This is a genomic window from Streptomyces sp. NPDC020747 (assembly GCF_044334695.1).
Classification (GTDB): Bacteria; Actinomycetota; Actinomycetes; order Streptomycetales; family Streptomycetaceae; genus Streptomyces.
On the sequence record NZ_JBIRTJ010000001.1, the window covers coordinates 782876 to 807995 of the forward strand.

Sequence of the window (25120 nt, forward strand, 5' to 3'; positions counted from 1 at the left end):
TCAACCCCCACGGGCCCGCACACTCCAAGCCCCCCACTCCCGAGGCGCCCTCAACTCCGCGCCCCTGCAGCCCCGGTGGCACCAGCCGCACCGGCCAACTCCGCAATGTCCGCGAGCATCCGCACCGCGTCCGGCTCCCGCCCCGTGAACAGCCGAAACGCGTCCGCGGCCTGGAAGACAGCCATCCCCCCACCGTCGAGCACCGCACACCCCACTCCCCGAGCGGCACGCAACAACTCGGTCTCCAACGGCCGGTACACGACCTCGGCCACCCACAACCCGGGATGCAGCAACTCACCGGGGAGCGGCAGCCCGGGATGGGCAGCCATCCCCGTCGGCGTGGCATGCACGATGCCGTCCGCACCGCCGAGCAGCGCCGCCAGCCGCTCCGGGCCCGCGGCGGCGGCCCGCCCCGCACCGAAGTGCCGGTTCAGCGAGGCGGCGAGGTCGGCCGACCGGTCCGGCAGGGCGTCCACGACGGTGACGTGCCCGGCTCCGAGCGTGAGCATGGCGTGCGCGACGGCCGCGCCCGCTCCCCCCGCGCCCAACTGCACGACCCTCTCCAGCGGGGCGTCCGGCAGGCCACGGGCGAACGAGGCGGCGAACCCGGTGACATCCGTGTTGTGCCCGACCGCGCGCCCGCCCTCGAAGACGACGGTGTTCACCGCGCCGAGCGCCTCGGCCTGTGGGGCGAGCGAGTCCAGATGCTCGATGACGAGCTGCTTGCAGGGGTGCGTGATGTTCAGCCCGTCGAAGCCCAGGTCGCGGGCGGCTCGTACCAGCTCCCCCACCGCCTCCGGCCGGACACCGAGCGCGTCGATGTCGATCAGCCGGTAGAGATAGCGCAGGCCCTGCCGGTCGGCCTCCCGCTCGTGCAGTGCCGGGCTGAGCGACGGGCCGATCCCGGCGCCGATCAGTCCGACGAGATACGAGTCCTTGACCAGGGCGACCACGACGGACCTCCAGAGCGGCTCACTAATGTACGAACTAGTACGTTAGCTATACCAGTATCGAGGAGCCACGGGAAGGCCCGGCCCGTAACCCGGAACCGTGCGCGGGGGCCTGCTTCTAGAATCTCGGGCACACGCCCCTCGCCCGAAGGAAGCCCGATGACCAGCGTCGAAGAACCGGCACGACCGAACGGGCGCATCCGTGACGCCGCCCGCACCCAGGCCGAGATCCTCGACGTCGCCACGCACGAGTTCGCCCGGGCCGGCTACGACGGGGCCCGGGTCGACGAGATCGCCGCCCGCACCCGGACCACCAAGCGGATGATCTACTACTACTTCGGCGGCAAGGACCAGCTGTTCACCGCCGTACTGGAACGCGCGTACAGCGTCATCCGCGAGGCCGAGCAGGGGCTCGACGTGGAGCACCTCGACCCGGTCGCGGCGATCCGGCGGCTGGCCGAGCTGACCTTCGACCACCACGAGGCGCACCCCGACTTCATCCGCCTGGTCAGCATCGAGAACATCCACGGGGCCGAGCACGTCGCCGCCTCCGAGAAGCTCGGCAAGATCGGCTCGCCCGCCCTGGACGTGATCCGCCGCATCCTGGAGTCGGGACAGGAGTCGGGTCTCTTCACGGCCGACGTGGACGCCGTCGACCTGCACGCGATGATCAGCTCGTTCTGCTTCTTCCGGGTCGCCAACCGGCACACCTTCGGGGCCCTGTTCGGCCGCGACCTGGTCGACCCCGGCCGGCGCGAGCACTACCGGAACATGCTGGGCGACATGGTCATCGCCTATCTGACGGCGGACCGCTCGACGGACTGACGGAGGACCGCCCGACGGACCGGGGGCACGGCGCGGTGCGGGCGGGACGCGGGCGCACCCCAGGCACGGCACCGCAAGATCCTTCGGCATGACCTCTTGACACCCGGGAAACGTGAGCGCAACATCCGTAGCCAACCGCTACTAACTACCCAGTGGGTTAATTAGCCGGGTAGCACCCGGCACGGCCGCCCCGCACCCCAGGGATCCGGCACTTCTCCCCCTCCGCTCACTCCGCTTACGTTGGAGTTCCCCCGAAGGAGCAAGCCGTGTCCGTCCCCGCAGCGCCCCTCGACGCGCCACCCGGCCAGCCAAAGAAGGCTGCGACGGCCGCCTGGATCGGCAGCGCGCTGGAGTACTACGACTTCTTCATCTACGGCAGCGCGGCGGCGCTGATCTTCCCCGAGGTCTTCTTCGACGAGTCGGACCCGGCCACCGCGACCCTGCTGTCGCTGGCCACGTTCGGCGTCGCGTACGCGGCCAGGCCGGTCGGCGCGCTGTTCCTCGGGCACTTCGGCGACAAGGTCGGCCGCAAGAAGATCATGGTCTTCACGCTGATCCTGATGGGGCTCTCGACGTTCCTCATCGGCTGTCTGCCGACGCGCGACCAGGTCGGCACGCTGGCCCCGGTGCTCCTGGTGATCTGCCGTGTCCTGCAAGGCATTTCGGCCGCCGGCGAGCAGGCCAGCGCGAACTCCATGTCGCTGGAGCACGCGCCGCCGGACAAACGCGGCTTCTTCACCAGCTTCACGCTCAGCGGCACGCAGGGCGGCCAGCTCCTCGCCACGCTGGTGTTCATCCCGGTCGCCGCGCTCCCCGAGGACCAGTTGCTCTCCTGGGGCTGGCGGGTCCCGTTCTGGATGAGCATCGCGGTCGCCGTGGTCGGCTATGTCATCCGCCGCACCCTCGAAGAGACTCCGACCTTCACCCAGCAGGCCGCCACCGAGGGCGTCGCGAAGATGCCGCTGGCCGTGCTGCTGCGGGACCACTGGGCGGACGTCCTCAGGGTGGTCGCGGCCGCGCTCGTCGCCTCGGTCAGCACGATCTTCACGGTGTGGGCGCTGTCGTACGCGACCAGCGACTCGGTCGGCATGGACCGTACGTCGATGCTGTGGGTGGGCGCGCTCGCCAACCTCGTCGCCCTCGGGGCCATCCCCCTCTGGGCCACCCTGTCCGACCGCATCGGCCGCCGCCCCGTCTTCCTGATCGGTGCCGCGGGCAGTGGTGTGCTGATGGTCGCCTATCTGTGGGCGATCTCCACGGGCTCGTACCCGCTGGTCATGGTCCTCGGCATCGTCACCTTCGGTGTCGTGTACAGCGCCGCGAACGGCGTCTGGCCGTCCTTCTACGGCGAGATGTTCTCCACCCGGGTCCGCCTCTCGGGCATGGCCATCGGCACGCAGATCGGCTTCGCGATCGCCGGGTTCGCGGTGACCTTCGCCGCGCAGATCGCGGGCCCGGACGGCGACGACTGGGTATCCGTGGCCCTGTTCACCGCCGCGCTGTGCGTCCCGCCGGTGATCGCGGCACTCACGGCCCGCGAAACCCACAAGGTACCGACGGAACACCTCGGCGAGCGGCTCCCCCAGAAGTCCCCGACCCGGGAGGCGGTCTCGGCCTGATCTCGCCCCCGCCGCCCCTACCTGTCCCGTCCCTGGGGGCTGCCGCCCCCAGACCCCCGCATCGGCCTGAACGGCCTCGTCCTCAAACGCCGGACAGGCTGAATGTGTCGGCCCGGGCCGCAATGTATTCAGCCCCTCCGGCGTTTGAGGAGCGGGGGTTCGGGGGCTGGCCCCCGAAAAGGGACGGGAATGGGTAGGGGCGGCGGGGGCGAACCCCCTCCGGAACGCCCGAGCCCCCGGCAGCATCAGCTGTCCGGGGGCTCGGGCGCATCCGCCAGGGAGGTCAGGTCCCCGCGGCAGTCAATGTGAACTGCGGCTCGCCGCGCTCATCCGCTTCGCCGAGCACCGCGGTGAAGGACCCCGTACGCAGCACAAGCCCCTCCTCCCCCCGCTCGCAGACCACGCTCAGCGGCTCGTCGGCCGCCGACCCGTACCGCACGGCGAAGACGTCGAGCCCCTCCGGCGCGTCCGGCGCGGGCCCGACCTCCAGGGCGGTCGTGGTCCGTACGTGCCGCCACCCGGCGTCGGGATCGCCGTATCCGCGTGGATCGGCGGCCAACGCGAACGCGGCCTGCTGCTGGGTGAGTTCGGCGCGGGCGTCGAAGGAGTCCGGGGTGTCCTCCTGAGGGTGCGTCAGACGCAGCTCACCGGCGGCCGCGACGAGCGGAAAGTCGCCCACCCGCCGGAACCGGTCGCCGTCGGCGGCGACATACGGCATCCCGGCGAGCAAGTACCGCTCCCCGTCCAGCCGTTCGACGACCACGGTCATCCACAGCCGGGTGCCGTCCGTGACGTACAGCGATCGCAGACGGCGCAGGACATGGTCACGTCCGACGACGGGCTTGGTCACGAGTTTGGCCGCGAGTCCGCCGGCGCGCACGTCCGCCACCCGCACCGCCCCCGCCGGGCGGCACAGCAGGAAGTCGTCGGTCACGGGCCCGAAGCCGTGCTGCCGGTTGACGGCGGCGGCCACGAGAGCCGTGCCGCCCGCCTCGATCACGGAGGGCGTCATCCGGTCGTCGAACGACACCGTGACCGTACCGGACCGCAGTTGGTGTCGGGCGGGTGCCGTGCTCGGCGTGCGGTGCCAGCTCGTGGTGTCCTGGATCTGCCAGACGAGCATGTACGCGAAGTGCCCGTCCACGCCTCCGTCGGCCCCGACCGCGTGGCGGGCCCAGCGCGAGTCACCGGCGTAGCGGCCGATGTCGGCGCCGATGCGGTGGCCGAAGTACCGCAGCCCGAGGACGGATTCGAAGGCGGAGTGCTGCTCGCTGTAGCGCGGCCCGCCGATGTCGAAGCCGCTCGCGCAGACCCGCGCGTCGATGTACCGGGCGAGCGTGTCGCCGTCCTCCGCGAAGACCTCCTCGCCGCTGACCCGGTGGGCCTGGGCGAGGAAGGACAGGGAGATCGGCCCGTAGTTGTTGTCGTAGGCGCCGCCGTGCTCCGGAGGCAGGGGCGCGCCCCGGTCCCGGACACGCCGGGCGCGGATCTCGTCCTCGTACAGCCGCAGGGCCCGCTGCCGGACCGGCTCGCCCTCCTCGGGCGGGAGGTGGCGGGCGAGCATCAGGCCGCCGACCACGCAGCCGATGGCCTGGTTCGCCGCGTCCTGCGGGTTGAAGAACGTGACCTCGGTGAGCCAGCGCCAGTAGCCGCCCGCGACGCCCAGGAGTTCGTGGTACTGCTCCTCGTCGACGAGGCCGTCCGCCGCGTCGAGGACGTTGACGGCCTGGAGCAGCGCCCACACCGTGCTCGGCCAGTCGCCGATGGGGTGGGCGCCCGCCGCCAGTGTGTAACGGGCGTACGGCAGACGGGAGTTGCGTGCCGTCAGGTTCGGGTAGCCGGGGTTGTCCTCGGTGTAGACGCGCGAGTTGAGGTGGAAGGCGAGGCTGCGGCGGACCGCCTCGGGCAGCCGCGGGTCCTTGGTGCGGTGCCAGGCGAGCGCGAGCAGGGACGTGATGCCGAGCGAGGTGTCGCCGATGTCGTCGACGGCGGCCGGGTTCTCCAGGTTGCCCTCGGGGGTGAGGCGGGCCAGGGCCGCCTCGGTGACGGCGGCCAGCACGGCGTCGTACGCGGCCGGGTCGTCGGAGAGGTGGTGCAACTGGCCGCGCTGGTGGGGAAGATGCACGGAATTCAGCCCTTCATGCCCGAGGTCGCCAAGCCTTCTACCAGCCTCTTCTGGAAGATGAGGAAGCAGATGAGCGTGGGCAGGAGGGCAAGCGTCGACATCGCGAACATCGCACCGTAGGAGGAACCACTGGTCTGGTCCATGAAGAGGGTCAGACCGAGGGGGACGGTGAACTTGTCGTTCTGCTGGAGGTAGACGAGCTGGTGGAGGAAGTCGTCGTACGTCCAGATGAAGGTGAAGATCGTGGTGGTGATCAGGGCCGGCTTCATCAGCGGCAGGATGATCTTCCAGTAGATCTGGAAGGGGTTCGCGCCGTCCATCATGGCCGCGTGGTCCAGCTCGCGCGGGATGGAGCGGATGAACTGGACCATCAGGAAGATGAAGAAGGCGTCCACCGCGAGGAACTTCGGCACGATCAGCGGCAGGTACGTGTTGATCCAGGTCAGGTTGTAGAAGATCGTGTACTGCGGGATCAGGACGGCCTGCGTGGGCAGCATGAGCGTGCCGAGCATCAGGCCGAACCAGATCTTCTTGCCGCGGAACTCGAAGCGCGCGAAGGCGTAGGCCGCCAGCGAGCAGGAGATCACGTTGCCGATCACGGCGCCGATCGTGACGATCAGCGAGTTGGTGATGTAGAGGGAGAAGGAGTTGCCGGAGCCGCTCCAGCCCTCCGAGTAGTTCTCCGGGCGCACCGAACTCGGGATGAGGCCCGGCTGGGTGAAGATCTGGGTGTCGGGCTTGAACGAACTGCTCAGCATCCACAGCAGCGGATAGAGCATGACGATCGCCACGCCGATGAGCACGGTGTGGATGAGGATGCGGCGCGATCCGGTGGCCGAACGCAGTTTCCGCAACGGCGACTTCGGGGCACGGGCCGAGGTGATGGCGGACATGGCTGAAGGACTCCTCGCTCAGACTTCAGGCGTCAGTCGTCGTAGTGGACCCAGTAGCGGCTGGCGATGAAGTTGACCGCCGTGAAGCCTGCGATGACCAGGAACAGCACCCAGGCGAGAGCCGAGGCGTATCCCATCTGGAGGTCGGTGAAGCCCTTCTTGTACAGGTAGAGGGAGTACAGCATGGTCGAGTTGAGCGGTCCGCCCGAGCCGTTGCTGATGACGAAGGCGGGGGTGAACGTCTTGAACGCGTCGATGATCTGCAGGACCACGTTGAAGAACACGATCGGGGTCAGCAGCGGCAGGGTGATCTTGAAGAACCGGGTGACGGGCGAGGCGCCGTCGATCGCGGCCGCCTCGTACACGTCCTTCGGCAGTTGCTTCAGACCGGCGAGGAAGATGACCATCGGGGTGCCGAACTGCCAGACGGCCAGCAGGATCAGCGTGTAGAGCGCGGTGTCGGGGCTGGAGATCCAGTCCTGGCCCTTGATGCCGAACCAGGCGAGGAAGTCGTTGAACAGACCGTCGCCGCCGAAGACCTGCCGCCACACGATGGCGATCGCGACGGCCCCGCCGAGCAGCGACGGCAGATAGAAGGCGGCCCGGTACAGGCCGATGCCCCTCAGGTCACGGTTGAGCAGCATCGCCACGCCGAGCGCGAGCGCCAGCTTCAGCGGCACCGAGACGACGACGTACAGCAGCGTGGCGTGCACCGAGTCCCAGAAGACCGGGTCGTCGGTGAACATCTTGCTGTAGTTGTCCGTCCCGACCCACTGCGCCGGCGTCAGCAGGTCGAAGTTGGTGAAGGACAGGTACAGCGAGTCCAGCATCGGGTAGATCGTCAGGCCGAAGAGGCCGATGAACCAGGGGGCCAGGAAGGCGTACGGCCACCAGCCGCCGCCCCGCCGTCTGGCGAGGCGGCGGCGCATACGGTCGCGCTCCCGCTGGTCGGACGGGGTCGTGGGAGCAGACTGCTCCTTCACAACCTCGTCTGTCTTCGCGGTGGTCATACTCATCTCTCCCTGGCCCTCTCCGGTCTTGCGGTGGTGCGGCACTACTAGGCGGGCGTACCGCGCCCCGGTCAGGGGCGCGGGGCTGTGTCGATCTGCGGCTCCGCCGCGTGGGCGTGACCAGCCACGGACAACCCGCAGCCGACGTCCCGCAGCCGGATGACCGCCTCCCGGCGGAGCTCAGCCGCCCAGAATCCCCGACGCCTGGTCGAAGAACTCGCCGAGCTGGCCCTTGATCGACTTCTTGCCGAAGGCCACGGCGAGGTTCGACTGGAACAGCAGGTCCCAGATCTGGTCGGCACCCTGCGGCGGGGGCACCGGCGCGGGCAGGGCGTTGGTCGCCTTCCCTACGCGCTGGGAGATGTAGTCGGCGTTCTCCATGTTCAGCTTGTCCGTCGGGGTCAGACCGGCGGCGATCAGGTTGCGGGCCTTCTCGGTCGGCGGGATGCCGCGCAGCAGCTGCATGTCCTTGATCGCCGTGGCGTCCTGCGCGAAGAACGACATGATCTTGACGGAGTCGGCGACCTTCTTGCTGGCCTTGGTGGCGCTCAGCAGGACACCGCCGTTGACGAAGTTGCCTTCGCGGGCGCCGGACCAGTCGCCCTGCGGGGTGGGCAGGAAGTCCAGCTGCGCGTCGGTGATGGAGCCGCCCGCGCCGTAGATGCCGGAGTCGAAGCTGAACAGGGCCTTGCCGATGACGACCGCGTTCTTGGTGAGGTCGTTGTGCGCGGCCGAGGTGATGGCCGGCGGCGGGGAGGCGTCGGCCTTGCGCATGTCGGCCCAGAACTCCCACCACTCCTGGAGCGTGGCAGGGGTGAAGCCGAGCTTCTTGCCGTCGTCGGAGAAGAACGTCTCGCCCTTCTCCCGGGCGAACACCTCGAAGCACTGGAGGGTGGAGCCGCCGCCGTCGTCGACGCCGTAGACCTTGCCGCCGCTCTTCTTGTAGACCTCCTGGGAGATCTTCTTCAGGTCGGCCCAGGTCCACTCGCGGTCGGGCAGCTTCAGGCCGAGCTTCTCCAGGCCGGTGCGGTTGACCGTGAGCTGGTTGACGCCGATGCCGGACGGGACGCCGTACAGCTTGCCGTCGACGGTGCCGGCGGCGAGGAGCGTCTTGGAGAAGCCGGTGAGGTCCAGGCTCTTGCCGACGTAGGAGTCGATCGGAGCGAGGACTCCCTTGCGGGCGTACTGCGCGACCAGGGCGGTGTCCATCTGCAACAGGTCCGGGGCGCTGCCGCCGGCGATGTTGGTGTTGAACTTGTCGAAGTACCCGTCGTAGCCGGAGTAGGTCTCCCGGATCTTGATCTTCGAGTTCTTCTTCTGGAAGGCGGCCAGCGCCTTCTTGTAGGCCGCGTGCCGGTCGTCGCTGCCCCACCAAATCATGGTCAGGTCGCTGCTGGTGCTGCCGGCTCCGGTTCCTCCGCTGCAGGCGCCGAGCGCACTGCCGAGCGCGCCTGCGACGGCGATACCGCTCGTGGTCCGGAGCAGAGTTCTGCGCGAGATCTGGTGACCCACCGGGTCCTCCTGGATGTGCGTGACGGATCCCCTGGCCGAACGAGCGGCTCGGGTCTTTTCACTGGAGTACGCGTTCCCGCGCTCGGCCTCGCCCGGCCGCTGCGCACTGACGGATGGGGATCCCCGGCCACTGCGGGCCGCAGTCGTACGAGCGCGCCCTCGCACGGCTGCCGTACGTCACGTACAGCGGGACGCCTCATCCAGAGCCGGGTCCCACCGGCTATGGAAAGCGCTTGTCCGGACATTGGCAGACCTACACGTAGGCCGTCAATGCTTCGCCTCCCTACCACCGGTCACGGTTTGACGTCCACGGGCCACGGCGAGACGGCTCGCGCCCACCACCGTGCCGCTGTCGCCGACCGTGCTGCTGACGACTTCCGTGGGCCAGCTGAGCCGCCCCAGTTCGGCCCGTACACCGGGCAGGAGCTGCGGAAACGCGCCGGTGCCGCCGCCCAGCACGATCAGTCCCGGGTCCAGCACGGCGGCCACGGCGGCGGCGAGCCGGCCCACCTCGGCCGCGTGCAGGGCGACCACGGTCCGGGCCGTCGCATGGCCCTCCTCGGCGAGGGCGAAGAGCCGTTCGGCGGTAGGGGGGCACGGGCCGTCGGCGCTCTGCCAGGCCTGCGCGGCCCGGCGCAGGAGGGACGGCGAACCTATGCGCTCCTCCAGGGCCTCGTGGCGCGGTTCGACGCCGTCGTTCCAGGGGTAGGGCAGCCGGGCCACCTCACCGGCGGCGCCGTTCGCCCCGCGCAGCACCTGGCCGCCGATGACGACACCGAGGCCGATGCCCACGCCGATCCGCAGATAGCCGAAGGTGTCCCGGCCACGGGCGGCGCCCTCGTGCAGTTCCGCGAGCGCGGCGCAGTTGACGTTGTTCTCCAGGTGGACGGGAACACCCGGAGGCAGCGCGACGGCCACGGCGTCGAAGACCGGGCCCGCCTTCTCGGTCGCGGGGCGCATACCGGCGCCCTCCCTGTCCTGTGCGGTGACGTCACCGACGGCGACGACGATGGCGCGCAGCGGTACTCCGGCCGGCAGCGTGTCGAGGACCTCGCGTACGGTGTCGGCGGCCTCCGGCCGGGTGCCGGTGCCCTCGGCCAGCAGCGTGCCGTCCAGGGCGCAGCCCCGCACCCGGGTCCGGGCGGGGCCGAGGTCGACGGCCAGCACGGTGCCGGCGGCCGGCCCGAGCCCGTAGACGGCGGCGGACCGGCCGGTGCCGCCGGAGACGGTGCCGGAGTGGGTGGCGAGTTCGGCGGTCTCCAGCTCGGCCACGGCAGAGGAGACGGTCGGCTTGGACAGACGCGCGCCGGCCGCCAGCTGGGGGCGGGTGGCGGTGCCCGCCTCGGCCAGCACGGCGAACACCGCGCGGGCACTCTCACTCAGGTTCATGGGCTCCCTCAGGTCATGCCGCGGCGATGTGGTCGCAATGGTCGTACGGCACCGGGATTCCGTACCCCTTGACGCACCCTACTTCGTTAGTTAACTTCCTAACGAACTCAAGCGGTACACGCCTGCCGCGCTCATCAGAAGCCCGTCCCGGGGCTTCCCGAGAACTCGTCCGAAGACACGATCGCTCGTGCCAAGACACGGTTCGCCCGCCGTTCGCTCCGCATGCGCGGTATCGCGCAACGACGAAAGAGGCTCCGTGCAGGACTCCACGCCCATCGCCGTCGGCATCGACGTGGGCGGCACGAAGACGCATCTCCGTGCGGAGGCCGGGGGAAACCCCGGCCCCGGGCAGAGTGCGGTCGCCGATCACGTGCGTACGAGCGTCGCCGATCACGTGCGTACGAGCAGGGGTTGGCGGCCCCACGATCCCGTGTCCGCCGCCGCGTGGCTGGCCGCGCTGATCGACGAGGCGTTGCCCCGGGGCGCGCGCCCGGCCGCGGTCGCCGTCGGCGGGCACGCCTGCGAAACGCCTCGCCAGTGCGAGGAGATCCGCTCCGCGCTCCACACTCTTCTCGGTGTCCCCTGCCTCGTCGTGGGAGACGCCGAACTCCTCGTACCCGCCGCCGGTCTGGACAAGGGGGTCGGCCTCGTCGCCGGCACCGGTTCGGTCGCGGTGGGGCGACTGCCCGGCGGCGACACCGTCCAGGTCGGCGGCTGGGGCGCGGTGCTCGGCGACGAGGGCGGCTCGGCCGGTCTCGTACGCGAGGCCGCGCGGGCCCTCTGGGCCGCGCACGACCGCGGCGATCCGCCGGACGCGCTCGCGGACCGGCTGACCGCCGCCTTCGACGTTCCCGAAGTCCCGTCCCTGGGCGCGGCGTTGGAGCGCGCGACCCAGCCGTCCGCCGAGTGGGGGCGGCACGCGCCCAGTGTGTTCGCGGCGGCCGAGGACGGTTCACCGCTCGCCCGCCGGGTGATCGCCGAGGGCGGCCGCGCGCTGGCGTCGCTCGTCGTACGGCTCGCCGGGCGCGGGGTTCCCGTGGACGACGTGGTGGTGGCGGGCAGCACGGTGCTCGTCCAGCCCGCGCTGTACGAGGCGTTCACCGACGCGCTCGCCGAGTCGCTGCCGTCGGCGCGGCCCCGGCCGTTGCGCGTTCCCCCGGTGGAGGGCGCCGTGGCACTGGCCAGGTCGCTCCGGTGAGGCGGCCCGGTCCGAGCTGTTTCCCGGACCGTTGAGTTGACCGCTCCCGGATGCGTCCACGCGTTCAACTCCCGTTCAGCGGTCCGGGTTCAGCTCACGTGATCAGTTCGAGTTCATCGCTTTCGAGGCCGTCGCTCTCGCTTTCGTGACGGTCGAGTTCATTCCTCCCGTTGTGACTCCAGAAGGAGAGGCACCTCCATGCCCGGTGCGCACCCCCGTCCCCCTCGTGGCAGCTCCGGTTTCGACCGGCGTGTGTTCCTGCGGACCTCCGTGGGCGTCTCGGCCGGACTGGTCGCGGGCCCCGCCGTGGTGGCCTGGCCCGCCGCCACGGCCTCGGCGGCCACGAACGCGTCCGCCGCCTTCGTGGACTCGTACACCACGAACGTCATCGGCAACCTCACGTCCGAGACCAACGCGGCGGTGCACATCCTCGACGGCTTCGCGCGCATCTGGAAGACGGGCACGGCCTGGAACACCGGCACCCCGCTCATGCCCGACGTCCTGCGCGCCAACGTGCGGTACTCCGTGCGCGTCACCCGGCGCCGCACGGACGCCGAGGCCCGGACGGCGTTCATCCAGGACCGCCAGCACCAGAGTTACGCGGTGATCGCGGGCCTCGGCCCGCTCGCCGGCCTCTACCGGAGCGGGGCGAAGGCCGTCACCGGGATCACCTCGGCGCCGGACGGCATTCCCGCGGACAAGATCAACGACACGCTCCCGGCCGACGCGCCCGAGGGCTCCGCGCTGGGCGCCGGTTCCCACACCTCGGACCTGGGCAAGGTCGCCGAGCTGGTCGACACGGTGCGCGGTCCGTTCGCGTCGAGCAACCCCTCCAAGCTCGCCTACCAGTACCCGCGTCCGTGGCGCATGAACGAGGAAAGCGAGGTCGTCGACACCGGGAGGACCGACGAACTGGGCTACCCCGTCTACGAGTCCGACGTCGTGGTCGTCCCCCAGCTGCTGAGGCAGCGCGGCACCGACCCGGCCGACGACGGGGGCTTCTCCAGCGGCCACACGAACGCCTTCTACCTGGCGTCGCTGGCGATGGGGTACGCGGTTCCCGAGCGGTTCCAGGAGCTGGTGGCCCGCGCCTCCGAGCTCGCCCACACCCGCATCGTGGCGGGCATGCACAACACCGTGGACGTGGTCGGCGGCCGGGTCCTCGCCACGGCCCTCGCGGCGGCGGCGCTCGCCGACCCGAAGAACGCCGGCCTCAAGGCGGCCGCCCGCGCCCAGGCCGCCGCGTACTTCCAGGAGAAGACGGGCACGACCGCGGACACCCTGTACGCGTACGCGCACTCGGCGGGCCGGGACACCGACCCGTACGCCAGCCGTTCTGCCAACTGGGCAGCGGTCGAGCCCCGGTTGACGTACGTCCTGCCCAAGCGGCACTCCCACGACCGTATGACCGTGCCGAAGGGCGCGGAGGTTCTGCTGGAGACGCGTCTGCCGTATCTCACGGCGGCCCAGCGGCGCGAGGTGCTACGGACGACCGCGCTGCCCGCCGGTTACGTCCTGCTGGACGGCTTCGAGCAGTGGGGGCGCCTCAACCTCTTCGCCGCCGCCGACGGGTACGGCGCCTTCGACACGGAGGTGCGCGTCACGCTGGACGGCGCGGCCGGTGGTTTCGGTGCCGCCGACACCTGGCGCAACGACATCGGCGGCCGGGGAGCGCTCGTCAAGCACGGCAGCGGCACGCTGACGCTCACCGGCGACAACGAGTACTCCGGCGGCAGCACGGTGGAGGGCGGTGTCCTCGCGACCGGTTCGGCGGACGCGCTCGGCCGTGGTGACGTGCGGGTGAAGGGCGGGGCGCTGCGGGCGAGTTCGCCGCTTCGCGTGCGGGGGGTGTACACCCAGGCGTCCGGCGCTGTCCTCGACGTGACGCTCGACGAGGATCGCGCGGCGGCTCTGAAGGTGGACCGGCGTGTGGTGCTCGACCGGGGCAGTCGGCTTGTCGTCCGGCTGGACGGCTCCTACCGGCCGCGGCGGGGTGCCGTTCTTCCGGTGATCGAGAGCCGGGTGCTGCAGGGGCGGTTCGGGAGCGTCACGGTGGAGGGGCTCCACGCCGAGCAGGTGTTCACGGGGCGTGGGTTGTCCGTGCGGCTCACGTAGTCGCTCCCGGCGGAGCGCTCCACGAGAGCGCTCCGCCGGGCGTGGTGATCTGCCTGCGGGTCGGTAGGGGCCGGTCGCACCCACGCGGCGGAGCCCCGCGCCCCGAGAAGAGGCGCTGTTCGTGTCCGGCGCCGGAGTGTCGCCCGGCGCCGGAGTTCGTCAGTGGCCCTCCACCAGCCATGCTCTGCCGCCGTTGGTCGGGGTGGCGGTCGAGGCCGGGGCGGAGAGCCAGTCGGCGACCGTCCGGGCGATGGGCTGGCCCGAGTCGATCTGTATGAATCCGAACTGGCCGGACTGGTTGCACTCCAGGAACCACCACATGCCCTCGGCGTCCTCGGCGAAGTCGAAGGCGCCGTAGGCCAGTTGGGCCTCCCGGAGATAGGTGACCACACCGGCGGCGACGCACGAGGGCACGTCGGCGGCGTGCCAGGGAGCGTCGGAGGTGGCGAACCGTACGTCCACCTCTTCGGGGTCGGCGTCCGGGTCGACCGCCTTGCGGGCGGCGTGGATCCGGTCGCCGACACAGGTCAGCCTGATGTCGGCCCGCTTGGCCACCCGCCGCTGGAGCAGGGTCGGGCCGAATGCGACGGCCGCGAAGTCCGCGTCGGGCGCGACCCTGCTGGTCGGGACCGCCCGGGGCGGCTCCTGCGGGTGCGCGCCCGAGACGGGCTTGACCACCAGATCCGGAAAGCGGTCCGCGAAGTCACGGGCCGCCTGCGGGAATGTGGTGATCAGTGTGGCGGGTACGGGCAGTCGGCTGAGCTGGGCGAGGTGGAGCTGCCAGGGCTTGTGCCGTGCCCGCCGGGCCGCGTCGGGGTGGTTCATCCAGCGCGCGTCGGTGGAGCGCAGCATGCCGTAGAGCGCCTGGGCGGACTCCTCGGTCAGCCAGTCGGAGGGCTCGGCGGCCAGACTCGCGGGCACGCCGGGCCTGCGGACCCAGACGGACCGCAACCCGTTCATGCTCACCAGCCGGCCACCTACGGACAGGTGTCCACGGAAGGCGCCGTGCACGTACTCGCCCGACAGGGCCACGGGGCCCGGCAGGTCCGCGGGGTCGAGGCGGACGACCGGAACTCCGGTCTCGTCGAGTTCGGCGACCACCATGTCCGCGGTCACATCCTGTTCGCACGTCAGGATCAGAACCGTCATCGTCGGAGGTCCGGCTTCAGTCGTCGAAGTGGGTCTTCGAGCCCGCCGTGGAGGTGGTTGCCCCCAACTCCCGCAACACGGCGTAGTCATGAGCGGCGAGCCGCCCGTCCGGGAGCACGTTCAACTGCAGTCTGGAGTCATAGGCATACGGAACGCTGACCTCCAACTGCTGGGCCGGACGGGCGTAGTTGAGCGCGAACGGTCGCATCGGTTCTCCTTGCTCGGTGCGAACCGGTGAAGCGGATCGTGACGCTCCGGCGTCACGTCGCCTGACAGGTTTGCAGGGCTTCCACGGAGATATACGAATCGAACAGGCGAATGGTTGCCTCACGCAGCGTAGTCATCGGACGAGTACGGTCCGTGACGTGATCCGACCGGGCCGATCCTGCGTGCATGGGGCAGTCATTCGCCTCTTATGACGCACGTCCCGGGGTTACGGATCCGGGGCCGAGCCGCAGTTCAGCGCACTGGCGCACACCTTCACCCTTCGAACGCCTCGCGCGCCCGTGAGGTGCCCCGGGGCCGGCGGCGCCTGCGCGCGCCGGACCACGGGTCGTTGTACACGTCCGGCCGTGGCCACGAATTTCATTCGGAGGACACCCCCCTCACGGCTACTCTCGTAGCGCTTCTCGATCTCCCCGCCCCATTGCCGACCTCTTGCCGCAGTCCCCTTCCAACCCGTTTCCGCCCCTTTCCGACCGTCGACCGGAGGCAGACCATGGATCAGTTGCAGCAAGAAGTGGATCCGGTCGAGGTCGGTCTCGATCCGGTGGCGCTGGACCGTCTCGACCGGTTCTACGCCCGTCGCGTGGACGACGGCCTGCTGCCCGGGTACCTCATTTCCGTGGCTCGTCACGGCCGTGTCGCGCATCTCACGTCGTACGGTCTGCGCGACCAGGAGGCGGGCATTCCGGTCACCGCGGACACGGTGTGGCGGCTCTACTCGATGACCAAGCCGGTGGCGTCCGTCGCCGCGCTGATGCTCCACGAGGAAGGCCTCCTCGACCTCGACGACCCCGTCTCCCGCCACCTGCCGGCCTTCGCCGATCCCCAGGTCTACGAGAGCGGTGCGGGCGACGACATCAGGACCCGCCCGGCCGAGAGCCCCGTCCTGGTCCGGCACCTCCTGACCCACACGGCGGGCCTGACCATCGGCGCGTACCGCACCCACCCCGTGGACTCGCTCTACCTGGCGGCCGGAGTCGAGATCCAGGCACCGAAGGACGCGGACCTCGCCGAGGCCTGCGCGGTGTACGCGGGTCTGCCGCTCCAGTTCGAGCCGGGGACCGAGTGGAACTACTCGGTCGCGACCAATGTGGTCGGGCGGCTCATCGAGGTGGTGACGGGCCGGCCGCTCGACACGTTCCTCGCCGAGCGGGTCTTCGCACCCCTCGGAATGACGGACACCGGCTTCTGGGCCTCCGGAGAGCGGGCGGACCGGCTGGCCGTCCTCTACCAGCAGGACCAGGACGGCGGGTTCGCGCCGATCCCGGGCCCACCGGTGCGTGAGCGCCCGCGCCTGCTCTCCTGCGTCAGCGGGCTGGTGGGGACGGCCCGCGACTATCACCGCTTCATGGAGTTCCTCCGCCGGCGCGGCGAACTCGACGGTGTCCGGCTGCTGTCCCCCGAGACCGTGGACACCATGACCGCCAACCATCTCCCCACCGACCTCCACGCCTTCGGCAGCAAGCCCATCCACGGCCAGCCGGGCAACGCGGGCCTCGGCTTCGGCCTCGGCGTGTCGGTCGTGGTGGACGCGGGCCGCACGGAGTCCCCGGAGAGCGAGGGGTCCTACGGCTGGAGCGGGGCGGGCGGTACGACCTTCTGGGTCGACCCGCGCAACGATCTGACCGTCCAGCTCATGACACAGCTGCGGCCTGCGGGGATGCTCTCCTTCCACGAACTGAAGGGGTTCGTGAGCGAGGCGCTCGGCGGCTGAGGAGGGCCCGGCGGGTCATTGACTATCGTTGCCCGACCACACGGCCCAGGGCCGGTGACTTCGGGAGGGCGCGGGATGGACACGGGGCGGGACGGCTGGATACGGGTGCCGGTCGGCGACGACGCGGCCCGCTGGGCGACGCGGGCCGACAGCCGTCCCGTACTGCTCGTCGTGCACAACGTCACCGCGGCGACGCGGCTCCTGGACGTCCTGCCGCTGTTCCACGACGACCTCCGGGTACAGCTCCTCGCGACGACTCCCGGATCCTCCGCGTTCCGCGCGGGTCTCGCGGAGCTGTTCGCGGAGGTCGGTGTGCCGGTGGTGCCGTGGGAACAGGCGCTTCGCCTGCCGGTGCAGCTGGCGATCTCGGCAAGCTTCGGCGGCCAACTGGCCGCACTTTCAGGCCAATTGACCATATTGTCCCACGGAGTTGGCTACACTAAGAGGCTGGCTACACCGGACACCGGACACCGGACACCGGACACCGGACATTGGGAGCCGGGAGCCGGGAGCCGGGAGTGCGCCCGTGTTCGGGCTGTCGCGGGAGTGGCTGCTCGGCGAGGACGGGGCGCCGGTCGCGGACGCGCTGGTGCTGTCCCACCCCGAGCAGTTGGAGCGACTGCGGGCGGCCTGTCCCGAGGCGGTGCACACGGCGGTGCTCGCCGGAGACCCCTGCTTCGACCGCGTCCTGGCGGCGCGCGGGAATCGCGAGCGCTACCGGGGGGCCCTCGGCACACACCCCGGCCAGCGACTGGTGCTCCTCAACTCCACCTGGCACACGGAGTCGTTGTTCGGCGACGGCGGTGACGACCTCCTGCCTGCCCTCCTCCCCCGGCTGACCTCCGAACTCCCCGCCGACGAGTACCGCGTCGCGGCCGTCCTCCACCCCAACATCTGGTACGGGCACAGCCCCGGCCAGATCCGTATCTGGCTGGACCGCGCCCGCCGCGCCGGCCTCACCCTGGTCGACCCCCTCGACGGCTGGCGGCAGGCCCTGCTCGCCGCCGACGCGGTGATCGGCGACCACGGCTCGGTCACCTACTACGCCGCCGCGCTCGGCACCCCCGTACTCCTGGGCGCGGCTCCCCTGGCCGCGCTCGATCCCGACGCGCCGATCTCGGACTTCGTGCGGGAAGCGCCCCGGCTGAACGCCACGGCTCCCCTGCGCCCGCAACTGGACGCGCTGATCTCCGAGCACCAACCCCTGCCGGGCCCGGCGGAGTTCACCACCTCGCACCCCGGCGGGTCGGCGGCCCGGCTGCGCCGCCTCTTCTACGGACAGCTGGGTCTGCCCGAGCCGGACGGGCCGGCCCTCCTCGAACCGCTCCCGCTGCCTCCGTACGAACCCCCGTCCCGTACCGCCCCGTTGAGGGTTCTGACCTGGCTGCGGGGCTCAGGCGAGGTCACGGTGGAGCGGTACGCCGACCCGCGCTCCGAGCCGAGTTCCCACCCGCCCGGCGACGGCGAGGTCCACCTGGCCGTGCACGAGGACACCCGGGACCCGGCCCAACTCGCCATCGCAGACGTGGTGTTCCGCGAGGGCTCGGCCACCGATCCCCGCTTCGGCCCCCCGGCTCGGTGGACGGCCGAGACCCTCCTCCGCCACCCGCACAGCGCCCTGGCGGCGTACGTGACGTCCCCCAGCGCATGCACGGTTCGCACCCGTGACAGCCGACTCCTCCATCTCACGACCGAGTCGACCGCCGACCCCTCCGTCTACGCCTCGGCGCTTCACGCCTGGCTCGCGGCGGGCAAGTCGGTGGAGGAGCTGATGCCGGAGGGCCTGACCGTCCGGACCGGCGCGGCCGTTCACTCCGTACAGATCACGTCCGTCCGGGTCACTCCGGCCTGACGGCGACGCACCTCTCCCGCAACGTCCGCAGATACGCGAGGTGGTACTCGGCCTTCTCCGGGGTGAGTGCGGCGATCGCCTCGTCGACGAGGGGCAGCGCCTGCGCGAACTCCTCGCCGTCCAGAAGGGTTTCGGCAAGGTCAGTGAGTGTGCGCGCCCTGTTGTAGGCCTCGCCGCTCTCCCGGAAGAACGCCAGCGCACGCTCCAGCCTCTCCCGTGCCTCGGCCCGTCGCTGAAGCCCGCGCAGCGCCCGCCCCCGGTGCCGCTCCAACAGGGCCAGGGCACGCGGCAGATCACCGGCGCCCTCGTCCTCGGGACCGATCCCTCCGTAGATCCCGTACGACTCCTCGAAGCAGTCGTACGCCTCCTGGAACCGCCACTGCCTCAACCGAAGCAGCCCCAGGAACTCGACGGCGGAGGCGTGCCCGCGCGGATGCCCGGCGGCTCGTTCGTCCCGCGCCGCGGCGCGAGCCTCGTGCTCCGCCTCGTCCCAGAGACGCGACTCGGTGAGGGTGTGCGCGAGTTGGGCATGCAGCGCCCCTGCCTCGCGCGTGCCGGGGAAGCGCTCGTCGGCCGCCCGTACGGCGATGCGCAGCGCGGGCAGCAGGACGTCGTGGTGTCCCGCCTTGAGCTGGAGCGGCCAGAGCGCCCGACCGAGCCGTACGACGGTGTCCGCGTCGCCAAATTCTTCGGCGAGGCCCATCACACGCACCAGGTTGCCCGCCTCGGCGGCCAGCGAGTCGAGTGCCGCACCCCGGTCGGCGTACGGCACGGCAGCCGCCCCGGCGGGCAACTCCGGAATCCGCCAGCTCTCTGGCAGCACCACCCGCGCCGCGCTCACCGCCGACAGCAGATGTCCCTCGATGGTCCGGTTCATCGCAGCCGAGCAGGCGACGATCCCGTCCTCGCGCGCCGCGGCGGCCTCGGCGTGGGCACGTACGCCCTCCCGGTAGCGGTAGCGTCCGTCGCCCACCCGCTCCAGCAGCATGGCTTCGGCGAGTTCCGCCAACCACCGGTCCGCCTCGGCCTGTTGGAGACCGGCGGCCCGGGCGGCTCCCGTCGCGTCGAGCGCGGGCAGATCGCACAGCGCAGCCAGCCGGTAGAGCCGTGCCGCGCCGGGTGCCAGCAGCCGGTACGAGTCCTCGGCGGCGGCGCGTACGGGATCGGTCTCGGGCGACACGGCAGGAGCCTCCGGCGCGGGTGCGGAGAGTCGGGGGACGGCGGCCTTGATGGCGTACGGCGAACCCGCGGCCCGGGCCAGCAGGGACGGCACCGTGGCGCGGGCGGCCGCGAGGGCGGGCTTGTCGACGAGGGCGGCCAGCAGCCGCTCCGAGTCCCGTTCGGTGAGCGGCCCCACCGGGATCGACAGGGCGTCCAGGCCCGTCAGACGATGCCGGGCGCCGACGATCGTGAAGACCCCGGGCGCCGAGCCGATCACCGGCTCCACCTGGGCGGCGGACCGCGCGTGATCGAGGATGACCAGCAGTCGCCGGTCGGCCGCGTACCGGCGGAAGAGCTCTCGCCGCTCGGTGAAGGCGGGCGGCAACTCCTCCTCTCTCAGGCCGAGTTGTCGCAGCACCTCGCCGAGCACCCGTGCCGCGTCGAGGGGTGTGCCCGTGCCGCCGCCGCTCAGGTCCACATGGAGCTGGCCGTCCGGGAACAGCTCGGCCGCCCGTACGCCCCAGTGTGTGGCGAGTGTGGTGACGCCCATGCCCTCCGGCCCGTGCAGCAGCGCGAGCCGGGGCCGGCCGTCGGCCTTGCGCCGGGCCTCCTCGTCGAGCCGCTTCAGCGCGTCCCGCCGGTCGGTGAAGGACCGTATGGACGGGGGCAGACAGGGCCGCCCGACCGTACCGCCGGGCGGCCGTACTCCGCCCGCGAACTCGGCCCAGGCGCGGGCGAGTCGTGGATCGCCGAGCACTCCTTCGTGGACGACCCGTGCCACGGCCTCGACCTCGGCCGGGTTCGCGGGCGCGGCCACCTCACGCCCGGCGATCCTCCGTACGAGCCCGCCGGCCGACTCCCAGGCCCACTTCCCGGCCTCGTTGGCCATCCCGGAGCCCACGGCCCCGAGCACACCCGCCACGGCGGCCACCGACATGGGCTCCAGCATCCCGCACTCCCCGTTCCCGACGCCCTGAAGGATCAACCGTAGCGGCAGGTCTCGTCACGGGTGCTCCCCGGACGTCAGGAGGGCCCACCTGTGCGCAGCGTGAAGTCGACGCCGTCCCGGGCGAGTTCGGCGAGCCAGTCCTCGGAACGCTCGGCCGTCTCCGCGGCCCTGTTGAGGCCGGGCGGCAGGCCGTCGTGGAGGATCCGCCGCACCCCGAGTGCCAGCGTCCGCGACACGCACCGGGCCATCGCGCTCTCCTCCTCGTCTCCCTCCAGATCCAGCAGGTAGCGGCCCGACCAGGTGCGGTCCGAGCCGTCGCTTACATCCAGGGAGACGGCGAGGACGACGCGGTCGCGGTCGGCGTCGGTGGTCGGGTAGCGGGCGGCCAACTCCTGGGCGAGGGCGGTGATTCGCCGGTCGTCGCCGTGGCGGAGTTCCTCGAAGACGGGCTGCCAGGCGTCGAGCCAGCCGTCGAGGCGCAGCGTGCCGCGGACGAAGGTCTGCGGCTTCCAGGCCGGGGGCAGTCCGTACTGGTCGACGAAGGGGAGGCTGTCGCGGTTGGGGTAGACCTCGAACGGTTCGCCGTCCACCACGTGGGGGCGTGTGACCTCCCAGGGGCGCGGGGCCGTGGTCTCGGCGCCGGCCTCGATGTAACGGGCGGGCGAGCGCAGGGCGTTGAGGACGCCCGCCGGGGCCCAGCTGAAGCGGTACCTGAAGTCGTTCGGGACGGCCGGGATGCCTCCGCAGTACGAGGTGAGGCTCACCTCGGCGGCCGTGTCGGCGCCGATCTCCTCGCGGGCCCGGGCGATGAGGCTGTGCGCGAAGAGGTGGTCGATGCCCGGGTCGAGGCCGGCCTCGGTGAGGACGACGACCCCGGCGGCCGTGGCGGCGGGGACCTGGTCGAGGACCGCGTCCGAGACATAGCTGGAGCAGGCGAAGTGGGCCCCGCGGCTCACACAGGCGGCGAGCAGGGGCGCGTGTTCGGGCGCCGGGAGCATGGAGACCACCACGTCACCGGGCGCCAGTTCGGCGGTGAGGGCTTGGAGCGTGTACGCGCGGGGCTCGGCGCGGCCGGTGAGACCGAGAGCCTCCAGGCCCTGCGCGGCCCGCTCCTCGGTGCGGTGCCACAGACGTACGCGGTCGGCCGCGTCGCACAGCGCGGCGAGACCGCTGCCGGTGGACAGGCCCGCGCCGATCCAGTGGACGGTGCCGGAGGCGGGGACGCCGGCAGGCCGGGCGGCGGTCTCAGCCATCGCGGGACTCCCCTTGTGTCAGGCCGAGTTCACGGCATGCCTGGTGGAACCTGTCCAGGTTGCGTCCCCAGGTCCCGGCCACCCCGAACTCCAGGAGCTGTCGCGTCAGCGCAGCCGAGAAGTCCCAGCTCGCCTCCTTGGGCAGCAGGGACGGCAGGTTGTCGATGACGATGAGGTCGAGGGCGGGCCGTTCGTGCAGGCGCCGCACGGGGGCGGACCAGTCCGTGACCGTGTCGTAGACCGGCAGGACGTTGTAGGGGGAGCCGACGTCACAGGTCACGTCGCAGACCGTGCGCAGCCGACGGCCCGGCTCGTCCATGTCCTTGTCCGTGAGGAAGGGGGTGCTCGGCCCGGTGGTGAGCACGGTGTTCACCATCAACTCGTGCTCCAGCAGGGCCTGTCGGTCCAGGTCGCGGGTCTCGGGGAGGTCCCAGCAGGTGGGGTCGAGCCCCGCCTCGGCGAGCGCGGCCCGCGCACCGCGTCCGGAGCGGCCGAGCGCGCCGATCACCAGTGATGCGAACTCCTCGTCGCCGGGGGCAGGTTGGAGTTCGGCGTCCAGTTCCTTCTTGGACGCCGGCCGCAGTGGAGCGCTCAGCCTGCCCCGGTGGTGCAGTACCGCGAGGGCCGCGCCCACATAGCCCGCCCAGTAGCCGAAGGCTGCGAGCCTGCGGCCGTTGTCGTCCACCAGGTACTCCAGGTCGAACAGCGTCCCTCCCCCGGCGGCGAGCCGTCGCAGCAACGCCTCCGCCCCGGGCTGCGCCTTGTACGCGTGCCCGAAGAAGAGATGCCGGTGCCTCAACTCGCTTGGTCCGTCCGGGAGTTCCTTGAGACCGACGATCACCGCGTCCGCCGGGGCGTCGACCCAGGAGCCCGCCTCGACGACACGGCAGCCCGCCTCCTCGTACGCCCCGGTCGGGTAGACGCGCTGCGGGGAGTCCTCGACGGTGAGCGTCACGCCGTTCTCAAGGAGCCGTCGGGCGTCGGACGGCACGATCGGGGTACGTCGCTCGGTCGTGCGGGTCTCGTGGCGCAGCCACAAGTGGAGTTCGGTCATACGAGGTTGACCTCCGGTCTCAGGGCATCGGCGGCGAACCGTTCGGCACGCAGCGGGGTGATGTCGACGAAGGGATCATGCCCCAGGAAGAGATCGCGGACGACCTCGCCCACGGCGGGCCCCTGGAGGAAGCCGTGCCCGGAGAACCCGGTCGCGTACAGGAAGCGGGAGACCGAACTGGCCTCTCCGATCAGCGCGTTGTGGTCGGGGGTGATCTCGTACAGGCCCGCCCAGCCGCCCGTCCTGCGCAGGTCGAGCAGGGCGGGTGCGCGGTGCTCCATGGCCTCGCAGAGGCGGGGGATCCAGCGGTCGTGGGTCTCGGTGGCGAAGCCGGTCTCCTCGTCGGGGTCGGACATGCCGACGAGGAGGCCCGGGCCCTCGGTGTGGAAGTAGAGGCTGCTGGTGAAGTCGATGGTCATGGGGAGGTCGGGCGGGAGGTCCGGGACGGGTTCGGTGACGGCGATCTGGCGGCGCAGCGGTTCCACCGGGAGGTCCACGCCGGCCATCGCGCCGACGGCCCGCGACCAGGCGCCCGCCGCGCAGACGACGGCAGACGTGTCGATCCGGCCCAGAGCGGTGTCGACGGCCGTGATGTCGTCGCCGCGCGTCTCGATACCGGTGACCTCGCAGTGGCGTACGACCTTCGCGCCGTGGCGGCGGGCTGCCGCCGCGTATCCGTGGACCACGGCCTCGGGGGTGCAGTGGCCGTCGTCCGGGGAGAAGGCGGCGGCCAGCAGTCCGTCGGTGGTGATCAGCGGCGAGAGGCGGCGTGCCTCGGCCGGGTCCAGCATGCGGCTGGGCACACCGAGTCCGTTCTGCAGCCGCACCCCGGCCTCGAACGCCTCGACCTCCTCCGGTGTCGACAGCAGGAAGAGGTAGCCGACGCGGTGCAGCCCGATGTCGTGGCCCGTCTCCTCGCCGAAGTTGGCGAACGCCTCCAGGCTGCGCGCGCCCAGCTTGATGTTGAGCTCGTCGGAGAACTGCGCGCGCACTCCGCCCGCGGCCCGCGAGGTGGACCCGGACGCGAGTTCGTCCCGCTCGACGAGCACCACGTCCGGCACTCCGGCGCGCGCCAGGTGGTACGCGATGCTCGTGCCCATCACCCCGCCGCCGATGACGACGACTCCCGCGCGTCCGGGAACACGGGTCATCAGCGCACTCCCTGATCGCGGGCGGCGTCGATGACGGCCCAGGCCGCGGCGGCGTCCTGGATGCCGATGCCGACGCTGTTGTAGTAGACGATGTCCCGCCCGGTCGTGCGTCCCTCGCGGCGGCCGGTGAGTACCCCGCCGAGCGGGATCAGGTCGTCCGGGGCGAGCGTCCCGGAGCGCAGCGCTTCCACGACCGGCCCCGCGTGCTCCGCCGCGGTCTCGGGGTCGTCGACGACGACGGCCGCGGCCCGCCGTACGACCTCGGTGTCGACCTCGCTGCGGCTGGGCTCGAAGGATCCGACGCTGACGACGGTGCACCCCGGCGCCAGCCACTCGCCCCGGACGACGGGCGTGCTGCTGAGGGTGCAGGCGGCGACCATGGGCAGTCCGGCCACGGCTTCCTCGGCCGAGTCGACGGCCTTGACGGGGATCCCGAGTTCGGCCGCGAGGAGCCGCGCCGCCCGTGCTCTGCGCTCCGGGGACGGGCTCCAGATCCGTACGGCTCTCAGGTCCCTCACCCGGGCGACCGAGCGTGCGTGCGCGAGGGCCTGGGTGCCGGAGCCGATCAGGCCCAGCTCTGCGCTGTCGGGGGTGGCGAGCGCGTCGAAGGCGACGGCGCTGGCCGCGGCGGTGCGCAGGGTCGTCACCGCCGTGCCGTCCATGACGGCGACGAGCTGCCCGGTGACCGGGTCGAGCGCGTTGATCACGGCATGGATCGTCGGCAGCCCGGCGGCCGCGTTCCCCGGGTTGACGCTGCCGATCTTGGCGACGGCCCCCGTGCCCGCGGACAGCCGCGCGAGGTACGCGAACACGACACTGTCGTCGAACCCGCTCGGATGCATGATCTTGCCGGGCAGCTCGGCGGTACCGTCCCCGAGCGCGGTGAAGGCGGCTCGCTGGGACCGGATCGCGGTGTCGGTGTCGAGCAGGGCGGCCACCTGGTCGCGGGAGAGGTGGAGGACGTCGTCGGTCATCC

General features: G+C 71.4%; 19 protein-coding genes. 6 read left to right on the forward strand and 13 right to left on the reverse strand.

Annotated features, from left to right (window positions below; all coding sequences use genetic code 11):
• Positions 1-50: 50 nt before the first annotated feature.
• Positions 51-944 carry a shikimate dehydrogenase gene (locus ACH4YP_RS03215; RefSeq protein WP_398489469.1) on the reverse strand — a complete coding sequence of 298 codons (894 nt, stop codon included), beginning with the start codon at positions 942-944 and terminating at the stop codon, positions 51-53.
• A gap of 165 nt (positions 945-1109) precedes the next feature.
• On the opposite strand from ACH4YP_RS03215, the gene ACH4YP_RS03220 reads away from it, so the two are divergent.
• Entirely contained in the window at positions 1110-1775 is a 666-nt protein-coding gene (locus ACH4YP_RS03220) for a TetR/AcrR family transcriptional regulator (RefSeq protein ID WP_361073044.1), read from the forward strand.
• 266 nt (positions 1776-2041) lie between these two features.
• The gene (locus ACH4YP_RS03225; protein WP_398489094.1) at positions 2042-3394 is read left to right on the forward strand and encodes an MFS transporter; all 1353 of its coding nucleotides are present in this window, start codon (positions 2042-2044) and stop codon (positions 3392-3394) included.
• 283 nt (positions 3395-3677) lie between these two features.
• Here the strand turns inward: ACH4YP_RS03225 and ACH4YP_RS03230 are convergent, their stop codons facing one another.
• The 5 genes from ACH4YP_RS03230 to ACH4YP_RS03250 all read right to left on the reverse strand — a co-directional run bounded on the left by ACH4YP_RS03230 (position 3678) and on the right by ACH4YP_RS03250 (position 10323).
• Positions 3678-5519 carry a hypothetical protein gene (locus tag ACH4YP_RS03230; RefSeq protein WP_398489095.1) on the reverse strand — a complete coding sequence of 614 codons (1842 nt, stop codon included), beginning with the start codon at positions 5517-5519 and terminating at the stop codon, positions 3678-3680.
• Between the two features lie 5 nt (positions 5520-5524).
• Positions 5525-6412, reverse strand: coding sequence for a carbohydrate ABC transporter permease (locus ACH4YP_RS03235; protein ID WP_361072190.1), 888 nt, complete (start codon positions 6410-6412; stop codon positions 5525-5527).
• A gap of 32 nt (positions 6413-6444) precedes the next feature.
• Positions 6445-7422: a sugar ABC transporter permease gene (locus ACH4YP_RS03240; protein WP_361072193.1), complete on the reverse strand. Its 978-nt coding sequence runs from the start codon at positions 7420-7422 to the stop codon at positions 6445-6447.
• A gap of 180 nt (positions 7423-7602) precedes the next feature.
• Positions 7603-8934: an ABC transporter substrate-binding protein gene (locus ACH4YP_RS03245; RefSeq protein ID WP_398489096.1), complete on the reverse strand. Its 1332-nt coding sequence runs from the start codon at positions 8932-8934 to the stop codon at positions 7603-7605.
• A gap of 267 nt (positions 8935-9201) precedes the next feature.
• A complete protein-coding gene (locus ACH4YP_RS03250) occupies positions 9202-10323 on the reverse strand; it encodes an ROK family protein (protein ID WP_398489097.1) in 1122 nt (373 codons plus the stop codon).
• 256 nt (positions 10324-10579) lie between these two features.
• Between ACH4YP_RS03250 and ACH4YP_RS03255 the strand changes: the two genes are divergently transcribed.
• Both ACH4YP_RS03255 and ACH4YP_RS03260 read left to right on the forward strand, forming a co-directional pair.
• Positions 10580-11521 (forward strand): N-acetylglucosamine kinase, encoded by a 942-nt coding sequence (locus tag ACH4YP_RS03255; RefSeq protein WP_398489098.1) that lies wholly within the window; start codon positions 10580-10582, stop codon positions 11519-11521.
• 198 nt (positions 11522-11719) lie between these two features.
• The gene (locus tag ACH4YP_RS03260; RefSeq protein WP_398489099.1) at positions 11720-13636 is read left to right on the forward strand and encodes a phosphatase PAP2 family protein; all 1917 of its coding nucleotides are present in this window, start codon (positions 11720-11722) and stop codon (positions 13634-13636) included.
• 159 nt (positions 13637-13795) lie between these two features.
• On the opposite strand, the gene tgmB is transcribed toward ACH4YP_RS03260, so the two are convergent.
• Positions 13796-14785 carry an ATP-grasp ribosomal peptide maturase gene (tgmB, locus tag ACH4YP_RS03265; RefSeq protein ID WP_361072948.1) on the reverse strand — a complete coding sequence of 330 codons (990 nt, stop codon included), beginning with the start codon at positions 14783-14785 and terminating at the stop codon, positions 13796-13798.
• A 16-nt stretch (positions 14786-14801) separates the two neighbouring features.
• Positions 14802-14993, reverse strand: a complete 192-nt coding sequence (gene tgmA / locus ACH4YP_RS03270) for a putative ATP-grasp-modified RiPP (protein ID WP_033325990.1) — start codon at positions 14991-14993, stop codon at positions 14802-14804.
• 510 nt (positions 14994-15503) lie between these two features.
• Between tgmA and ACH4YP_RS03275 the strand changes: the two genes are divergently transcribed.
• Complete coding sequence (locus ACH4YP_RS03275) at positions 15504-16724, forward strand: serine hydrolase domain-containing protein (protein ID WP_398489100.1); 1221 nt, start codon at positions 15504-15506, stop codon at positions 16722-16724.
• A 526-nt stretch (positions 16725-17250) separates the two neighbouring features.
• Positions 17251-18576, forward strand: a complete 1326-nt coding sequence (locus tag ACH4YP_RS03280) for a hypothetical protein (protein WP_398489102.1) — start codon at positions 17251-17253, stop codon at positions 18574-18576.
• On the opposite strand, the gene ACH4YP_RS03285 is transcribed toward ACH4YP_RS03280, so the two are convergent.
• The 5 genes from ACH4YP_RS03285 to ACH4YP_RS03305 form a co-directional block, all read right to left on the reverse strand.
• A complete protein-coding gene (locus ACH4YP_RS03285) occupies positions 18563-20686 on the reverse strand; it encodes a tetratricopeptide repeat protein (protein WP_398489104.1) in 2124 nt (707 codons plus the stop codon). The genes ACH4YP_RS03280 and ACH4YP_RS03285 overlap by 14 nt on opposite strands.
• Before the next feature lie 74 nt (positions 20687-20760).
• Entirely contained in the window at positions 20761-21939 is a 1179-nt protein-coding gene (locus ACH4YP_RS03290; protein WP_398489106.1) for a saccharopine dehydrogenase family protein, read from the reverse strand.
• Complete coding sequence (locus tag ACH4YP_RS03295; RefSeq protein WP_398489107.1) at positions 21932-22993, reverse strand: saccharopine dehydrogenase; 1062 nt, start codon at positions 22991-22993, stop codon at positions 21932-21934. Before ACH4YP_RS03295 ends, ACH4YP_RS03290 begins: the two co-directional genes overlap by 8 nt.
• A complete protein-coding gene (locus tag ACH4YP_RS03300) occupies positions 22990-24144 on the reverse strand; it encodes an NAD(P)/FAD-dependent oxidoreductase (RefSeq protein WP_398489109.1) in 1155 nt (384 codons plus the stop codon). Before ACH4YP_RS03300 ends, ACH4YP_RS03295 begins: the two co-directional genes overlap by 4 nt.
• On the reverse strand, positions 24144-25118 hold the full coding sequence (locus ACH4YP_RS03305; RefSeq protein ID WP_398489111.1) for an ornithine cyclodeaminase family protein: 975 nt from the start codon (positions 25116-25118) through the stop codon (positions 24144-24146). The genes ACH4YP_RS03300 and ACH4YP_RS03305 overlap by 1 nt, the downstream gene beginning before the upstream one ends.
• Positions 25119-25120 lie beyond the last annotated feature (2 nt).

What these genes read in the sequence shown, in the direction of transcription:
- ACH4YP_RS03285 (WP_398489104.1), bottom strand. Translation starts at nt 20,686, where the DNA reads ATGCTGGAGCCCATGTCGGTGGCCGCCGTGGCGGGTGTGCTCGGGGCC.
- tgmA (WP_033325990.1), bottom strand. Translation starts at nt 14,993, where the DNA reads ATGCGACCGTTCGCGCTCAACTACGCCCGTCCGGCCCAGCAGTTGGAG.
- ACH4YP_RS03300 (WP_398489109.1), bottom strand. Translation starts at nt 24,144, where the DNA reads ATGACCCGTGTTCCCGGACGCGCGGGAGTCGTCGTCATCGGCGGCGGG.
- ACH4YP_RS03295 (WP_398489107.1), bottom strand. Translation starts at nt 22,993, where the DNA reads ATGACCGAACTCCACTTGTGGCTGCGCCACGAGACCCGCACGACCGAG.
- tgmB (WP_361072948.1), bottom strand. Translation starts at nt 14,785, where the DNA reads ATGACGGTTCTGATCCTGACGTGCGAACAGGATGTGACCGCGGACATG.
- ACH4YP_RS03220 (WP_361073044.1), top strand. Translation starts at nt 1,110, where the DNA reads ATGACCAGCGTCGAAGAACCGGCACGACCGAACGGGCGCATCCGTGAC.
- ACH4YP_RS03305 (WP_398489111.1), bottom strand. Translation starts at nt 25,118, where the DNA reads ATGACCGACGACGTCCTCCACCTCTCCCGCGACCAGGTGGCCGCCCTG.
- ACH4YP_RS03275 (WP_398489100.1), top strand. Translation starts at nt 15,504, where the DNA reads ATGGATCAGTTGCAGCAAGAAGTGGATCCGGTCGAGGTCGGTCTCGAT.
- ACH4YP_RS03235 (WP_361072190.1), bottom strand. Translation starts at nt 6,412, where the DNA reads ATGTCCGCCATCACCTCGGCCCGTGCCCCGAAGTCGCCGTTGCGGAAA.
- ACH4YP_RS03260 (WP_398489099.1), top strand. Translation starts at nt 11,720, where the DNA reads ATGCCCGGTGCGCACCCCCGTCCCCCTCGTGGCAGCTCCGGTTTCGAC.
- ACH4YP_RS03240 (WP_361072193.1), bottom strand. Translation starts at nt 7,422, where the DNA reads ATGACCACCGCGAAGACAGACGAGGTTGTGAAGGAGCAGTCTGCTCCC.
- ACH4YP_RS03250 (WP_398489097.1), bottom strand. Translation starts at nt 10,323, where the DNA reads ATGAACCTGAGTGAGAGTGCCCGCGCGGTGTTCGCCGTGCTGGCCGAG.
- ACH4YP_RS03290 (WP_398489106.1), bottom strand. Translation starts at nt 21,939, where the DNA reads ATGGCTGAGACCGCCGCCCGGCCTGCCGGCGTCCCCGCCTCCGGCACC.